The sequence below is a fragment of the Acinetobacter sp. AOR14_HL genome (genome assembly GCF_027855175.1).
GTDB classification, from domain to species: Bacteria; Pseudomonadota; Gammaproteobacteria; order Pseudomonadales; family Moraxellaceae; genus Acinetobacter; species Acinetobacter calcoaceticus.
In genome coordinates this window covers 21,873-28,523 of record NZ_JAKTII010000026.1, presented here as the reverse complement: position 1 = coordinate 28,523, position 6,651 = coordinate 21,873, and the positions used below count along the sequence as shown (strand labels likewise).

Here is a 6,651-nt window from a genome sequence, read left to right as displayed (position 1 = left end):
CTGAACTGCACCCCATAAGTTAGACTTTTTAAACTTATAAGGTGTGACCTATGCCAGTTCCAAAGCATTCAAAAGAGTTAAAACTCAAAGTAATTCAGGCTTATTTAGATGGTAGTAAAGGCTATAAAATTCTTTCCAAAGAGTTTAATGTAGATCTCCAAACCATTCGGTTATGGATTGAAAACTATAAGGCACATGGTACTGATGGGCTTAATATTAAAATTCAAAAAACTTATTATTCTTCAGAATTTAAAATCAATGCAATACAAATGCTTCTTGATAAGATACCCGTAAGAGAAGTAAGAAGACGGTTAAATCTGAGCGGGACGTCAATTTTAAGAAGATGGCTAGCTCTGTATCATAAAGAAGGGATTGCTGGGTTTAATACTAAACGGACTTATACCAATATGACTAAGCAAGATAAAACTAAAACAGTGAAACCAACAAGAGATGATAAAGACAAGTCTCAGCAAGAGCTCATTGATGAGCTTACAGCTTTACGCGCAGAGGTCGCTTTTTTAAAAAAGCTAAAAGCCTTAAAACTGAAGCAACGTACTTAAATTCAATTTGTACTGCAGACAGTGTTCAAATTATTTCAGAATTAAGGCAAATTTATCCATTAAAGCTCTTACTCAGTATTGCCAAGATAGCCCGTAGTACTTATTTCTACCACATGAAAGCTATACGCTCTAATGATAAATATACTGAGTTAAAACAGCAGATTAAGTCCATATACCATAAGCATAAGGGATGCTATGGCTATCGTAGAATTACTCTTGCTCTGAAAAGTACAGGAATAATGATTAACCATAAATGTGTATATCGACTCATGAAAACTATGGGACTTAAATCACGTATCAGAGCACTAAAATATCGCTCATATAAAAGTGGTTGTGTCGGGATAGTGGCTGATAACGTTTTACAACGGCAATTTAAAGCAAATCGACCAAATCAGAAATGGGCAACTGATGTAACGGAATTTAATGTGAACGGTGAAAAACTTTACCTATCCCCGATTATAGATTTATTTAATGGGGAAATTATTACATTCCGAATCCAACGCAAACTCAATTATGAGTTAGTAAAAGATATGCTCATTCATGCTTTGGCTAAACTTAAACGACATGAAAAACCAATTCTCCATTCCGATCAAGGATGGCAATATCAAATGGCTCATTACCAACAGCAATTAAAACAACAGGGTTTAATTCAAAGTATGTCTCGTAAGGGAAATTGTTTGGATAATGCTGTAATAGAAAGCTTCTTCGGAATATTAAAATCGGAGTGCTTTCATGGTGAAAAATTTCAATCAATTGATGAATTAGAGAAAACCATACAAGAGTACATTCATTATTATAATCATGAGAGAATCAAGGTGAAGTTACAAGGTTTATCCCCTGTACAATATAGAAATCAGTTTTTAAAAACTGCTTAATTAGCTGTCCAACTTTATGGGGTCAGATTATCCTACCGCAACGGGAGGAGACGAGGAGCTTACACACAAAACTATTCCTCAGAAGGAATAATTCTGATGCAGTCTAAATCAGCCTGTCAAAGCCGGCTGACAATGTAGGTCAGCAGGCAAAGGATAGTGCTCTACCCTATTACAGTCAAGCATGCAAAATGACATTTGTTTTAAAATAGATCATTAAAAAGTAAGGATAAATAATGAATAACTTATTGTTAAATTAGGTTTATAAATCAGATATTTTCCCAATTCGCTTAAAGCCGTAGATAAAGATTAAGCTTTAAAGTGATTTTATCTTCGGTCTATATATTCAAGATAACCTCTGCCAACCAATGCCTGATCATGAAATTCACCTTGCCATGCATATGAAGAAACAAAACCAGCTGCCAATCCGAAACAATACGGGGTATCTACATGTGCTGAAATATCTAAAACCTTTTGATTGTTGTGATAAGCAACCCAGCGAAAAGTATTTGGCACATTCATTGAAAAATTATCGGGAGTAATCTGCGGTTCTTCTTGAAGACTCGTTACTTCAAAAAGTATATCTCCATTGTATTGAATTGATGTTCCATCAATATGACGATAGTAAACAGAAGTCAAAATGGGTTGGTCTTCATAGCAAATAAAAGCCAGCAATAACTGCTGTTCGTGGTCAATATTAATAACTTGATAGCTAAAGACTTTTACAGGAAGTTGAATATTCTCAACTAACCATTTGTTTTTGAGCATTGAGGTAGCTACAGATTTCCAAGACTCCAACGTGCAAAGTCCTTGAACGGTTTCACTATTTCCCTTTTGTTTGATATGGCCTTCATATTGCATGAGCACACTAAAGTGCTTATACAGGCCACTATAGGCAAACCATGAAATAGCTTTTGTGGGCTTTAAATAAAGTTCTAGCTCTAAATCTTCTCTTTTAGTAATGAGTAAGAATCCATCGCCTTGCTCATGCATGATAGTTTGATTATCAAAATTAATCGCAAAAGGATTTTGGCTAAATTTAATATCATTTTTAATTGAATATGTTCTGTAAGCTTCAGAAGTTGTCGATAAGGCTGTTCCATGCACTAACGAAGCTGTATCACCTTTTCCATCCTTAGACATTTGATAGTTGGTATCTGTAATCGTAAATCCTACATAACCTAAAACTGAAGCCCAAGATAAATATCGGAATGGTTCAGGTAAGTCAGGTACCATGATCCCATAATGTGTGCTCCCAAAGCGCTTATAAAGAGTATGAGGACTGAGTTCAAACTCTTTTGGCAATACCGATTGCCGCTCTGGTGTAACAGCTCCTAACAATGAGCCTGAAAGTTTAGCAACTTTTTGATTGGCTTTGTCTTTAAAACTCTTTGGCAATCTATGACTTGAGATTAGCATTTTTAAGATCCTTTATTTTTATCTACTTAAAAAATAGGTTCCATATTAGAACTCGATACTTTGCAATTGAATGTTAATAAGGGACATCTTGATCTAAGCAAATGCACTAAAACAAAAAAGCCAACTCTTTCGAATTAGCTCTAATTACCTCATGACCACGTCTTTAAAAATTGTTTTTGATTTTATTGTTCGCAACAATTTTCATCAATTTTTCTTATGGGTTTAAATTAACCTTTCTTTATGACATTTCAATTAAAAAACATCTGAACTCACCTATTGAATACTACTCCAAAAGAACCAATTGCCCGCCCTACTCGAATAAGAATTGGAATAAGACATTATAAATACTTCAACCCTACTATTTTTCTAAATATTCTAAATTGTTCTATAGTGAATTACTTCAATACGATATCTGATGAGTTAATATAATAAGCTTGATCTAAAGAAAATTTTAAACTCTTAAAGTAATTTCAATGAAAAATATTAATATTTTCAAATTTATAAACCTTGTGCTGGCCCTTTTATGGATCTATCAAGGACTTGTTCCCAAATTCCTATTTCTTAATTCTGATGAAATTTTTGTATGGCAATGGGTAGGACTATCACTTGAACATGCAAAACTTGCAGGCCATGCGAGTGGAATAGCTGAAATGATTTTTGGTTTATGTTTTCTCTTTACTGCACATAAATATATTCATTATTTAAGTATTTTGGGTTTGCTTGGGCTGCTTCTTTTAATTGGTTTTTTAATACCCTCTACCCTGATCTTGCCCTACAACCCTATCGTAATGAATCTTTCGATGATAAGTTTATCTATTGTCTATCTCATCTTATTAAATGAGCTAAATTAACTTACAGCCATTCATTTAACTATTTTTAAAGATTTTATATAGAGCGTTCAATGAGTCTACCTAAAAGTGAAGTTTACTGTGTGGTCATTACAGGAAGTACAAAGGGTATTGGCTTAGCACTCGCAGAAGCTTTTTTAAAGCTGGAATGTTCAGTTGTGATTGCTGGACGTAACGCTGAGCACTTAAATCATGCCCTCACCCACTTAGATACTCATTTCAATAAAGAAAAATTTATGGGTCTATGCTGCGATGTGACTCAAATTTCCGACGTACAAACCCTATGGGATGGTGCAATTGAGCGCTTTGGACAAGTCGATGTGTGGATTAATAATGCAGGAAGCTGTCACCCCACTAAAGACTTTATCGACCTTCAGCCAGAAGAGTTAAACGCGGCTGTTTCAACCAATATTCTAGGCACGATGCTAGGTTCGCAAGTCGCTTTAAAAGGCATGCTCAAACAAGGTTATGGTCAAATCTTTAATATGGAAGGTTGGGGAAGCAACGGTGAATGGAGTGCAGGCATGACTCCTTATGCAACTACAAAACGGGCCGTAAGTTATTTTAGTAAAGCACTTTATAAAGAAACAAAATCGACTCCAATTTTAACTGGCACACTCAGCCCAGGCATGGTCGCAACAGACCTATTAGTTTCTTCTTGGACCAATGGCAACATCCAAAACTGGAAAAAGATGAAACGGTTATTTTTCTTTGTGATTGATCCCCCAGAAATTGTTTGTGCGTATTTAGCAAAACAAATTATTCAAAATAAAAAAGCCAACCGACGCATCGCTTGGATCACGCCCTGGAAACTTTTTCTCAGATTTTTGCAACCTTATTACTGGCGTAGAAACCCCGTTAAAGGCACAGCCTTAGAGCATTTGTAGTCGGGCTTATAATGTGACTAAAAATCTAATCTCACTCAGTGAAGATGGTTTGATTGATAGGCGCATCGGGTTTATTGTTCAGTAAAAGTTCTTCTAAAGAGCGCTTTTACTGAACTTTATACTCATCAAGAATCGTTATCTGAGCTATCTTCTTTATTTAAAATCCGCCCTTCCCGTTTTGGTCGAATCAATGGTGCTGTTGGTCGTGGATGCGTATGTGTATATTGCATACCTACTCCCGCATTTACATCATCTGCTGCGATTTCAGTTTCAAAGCGCTCATTATCAAGATCTCGAATTTCCTCAGTAATTCTTTCTACTTCGTCTTCATCCACACCAAGTTCTTGTAAAATAACTCCCCCAAATTTAATCGCAGATTCAAACGTTTCACGGATCATAAAGTCTACTTTTTGTTTGACTAAATGCAGTGAGTGCTCGCGGTCATATGAACGGACTAATAATTTCGCTAAAGGAAATTCATGAGTGACGAGTTCTACAATTCTATTGGTCGTTTCCTTGCTATCTACACACACAACAATCGCTTGTGCTGTTGCAGCACCAGAAGCATGTAGAATATCTAAGCGGCAGCCATCGCCATAATAAATTTTAAAACCAAATTTTTCAGCGTTTCGAATCATGTCCGTATTATTATCAATAATGGTGACATCTACCCCTCTTGCCAATAATAATTGACTGGTGACCTGTCCAAAGCGCCCAAATCCAATCATTAAAACGCTACCGCTTAAACCCTCGGCAATATTGACGTTTTCTAATGAAACATTCGCTTTAAATTGAGTAAACCGTTTAAAAATAATACCTACAATTGGAGTCAACACCATTGAAAGCACAACAATAGCGGTAAGATTAGATTTAATTGTACCGTCAATGACTTGGGCACTTAATGCAGCAGAGAAAAGTACAAAAGCAAACTCTCCGCCCTGAGCCATGAGTAAGGCACGGTCCAACGCTTCAGTATGAGGGCTTTTCGTTATTCGGGCGACAATATAAATCATGAGCGCTTTGGCAAGCATCAGTGCAATTACGCCACTGACAATGAGCTGCCAGTTTTGAGCAACTACTGATAAATCCAATGACATGCCAACCCCAAGGAAAAACAGGCCCAGCAAGATTCCTCGGAATGGTTCAATATCAGCTTCAATTTGATGTCTAAAAGTTGATTCAGATAAAAGTACACCCGCTAAGAAAGCACCCATCGCCATGGACAAACCGCTGACTTGCATGAGCAACGCCGCACCCAACACAACCAATAATGCTGCTGCTGTCATGACTTCTCGGGCTTTAGCCGCCGCCAAGAGTCTAAATAATGGGTTAAGTAACCAATAACCTGCCGCAATAAGACCTGCAATTGCGATTAAACCAATGCCTATATTTTCTAAACGTACAGATGTGCTTTCGACCACATGATTTGGTGCCATAAAAGCGACAATAGCGAGCAATGGTACAATCAGTAAATCTTCAAATAATAAGATGGCTACAATTTTTTGCCCACGAGGTTGGGTCAAGTCACCGCGATCGCCCAATAGCTGCATCACAATAGCAGTCGACGTTAATACAAACCCTGCTGCACCAATAAATGCAACTTGCCATGTAAAACCAAATAACAGCCCGACGCCAGTCAAAGCCAGTGCGCAAATGATGATCTGTAGTGTGCCAAGGCCAAAAATCTCGCGTCTAAGGCTCCATAAATGTGACGGCTGCATTTCCAAACCAATCAGAAATAGGTACATCACAATTCCCAACTCGGCAATATGTAAAATTGCGGTGGAATCTTGGAAAAAAGCAAAACCGAATGGGCCAATAATCAAACCTGCAATTAAATAACCTAATACTGAACCTAAACCAATACGTTTAAAAATAGGAACTGCAATTACAGCCGCTGCCAATAAAACCACAGGGGCAACCAAGCTAATTGAATGTGCTTCTTCGCTCATACATTTCTCATTTTATTTATCTGCAATTTATTCTATGTGAAACTATGTTTAAGGGCGATTATTAGTTTTGAGAAAAAGAATCCATAAAAAAAGCCCTGACGGGCTTTTTTTTA

General features: G+C 36.9%; 6 protein-coding genes. 4 read left to right on the top strand and 2 right to left on the bottom strand.

The window, feature by feature from the left end; genetic code table 11:
• Nucleotides 1-50: 50 nt before the first annotated feature.
• Both MKL38_RS19230 and MKL38_RS19225 read left to right on the top strand, forming a co-directional pair.
• Nucleotides 51-560 (top strand): helix-turn-helix domain-containing protein, encoded by a 510-nt coding sequence (locus MKL38_RS19230; protein ID WP_270902241.1) that lies wholly within the window; start codon nt 51-53, stop codon nt 558-560.
• Between the two features lie 5 nt (nt 561-565).
• Nucleotides 566-1,435: an IS3 family transposase gene (locus MKL38_RS19225; RefSeq protein ID WP_270902571.1), complete on the top strand. Its 870-nt coding sequence runs from the start codon at nt 566-568 to the stop codon at nt 1,433-1,435.
• A 324-nt stretch (nt 1,436-1,759) separates the two neighbouring features.
• On the opposite strand, the gene MKL38_RS19220 is transcribed toward MKL38_RS19225, so the two are convergent.
• On the bottom strand, nt 1,760-2,851 hold the full coding sequence (locus tag MKL38_RS19220) for a DUF6670 family protein (RefSeq protein ID WP_270904150.1): 1,092 nt from the start codon (nt 2,849-2,851) through the stop codon (nt 1,760-1,762).
• A 473-nt stretch (nt 2,852-3,324) separates the two neighbouring features.
• Between MKL38_RS19220 and MKL38_RS19215 the strand changes: the two genes are divergently transcribed.
• Both MKL38_RS19215 and MKL38_RS19210 read left to right on the top strand, forming a co-directional pair.
• The gene (locus tag MKL38_RS19215; protein WP_151743232.1) at nt 3,325-3,702 is read left to right on the top strand and encodes a DoxX-like family protein; all 378 of its coding nucleotides are present in this window, start codon (nt 3,325-3,327) and stop codon (nt 3,700-3,702) included.
• Nucleotides 3,703-3,752: 50 nt separating this feature from the next.
• Nucleotides 3,753-4,586 carry an SDR family NAD(P)-dependent oxidoreductase gene (locus tag MKL38_RS19210; protein WP_270904149.1) on the top strand — a complete coding sequence of 278 codons (834 nt, stop codon included), beginning with the start codon at nt 3,753-3,755 and terminating at the stop codon, nt 4,584-4,586.
• 125 nt (nt 4,587-4,711) lie between these two features.
• Here the strand turns inward: MKL38_RS19210 and MKL38_RS19205 are convergent, their stop codons facing one another.
• Nucleotides 4,712-6,538: a monovalent cation:proton antiporter-2 (CPA2) family protein gene (locus MKL38_RS19205; protein WP_198078110.1), complete on the bottom strand. Its 1,827-nt coding sequence runs from the start codon at nt 6,536-6,538 to the stop codon at nt 4,712-4,714.
• Between the last annotated feature and the right edge of the window lie 113 nt (nt 6,539-6,651).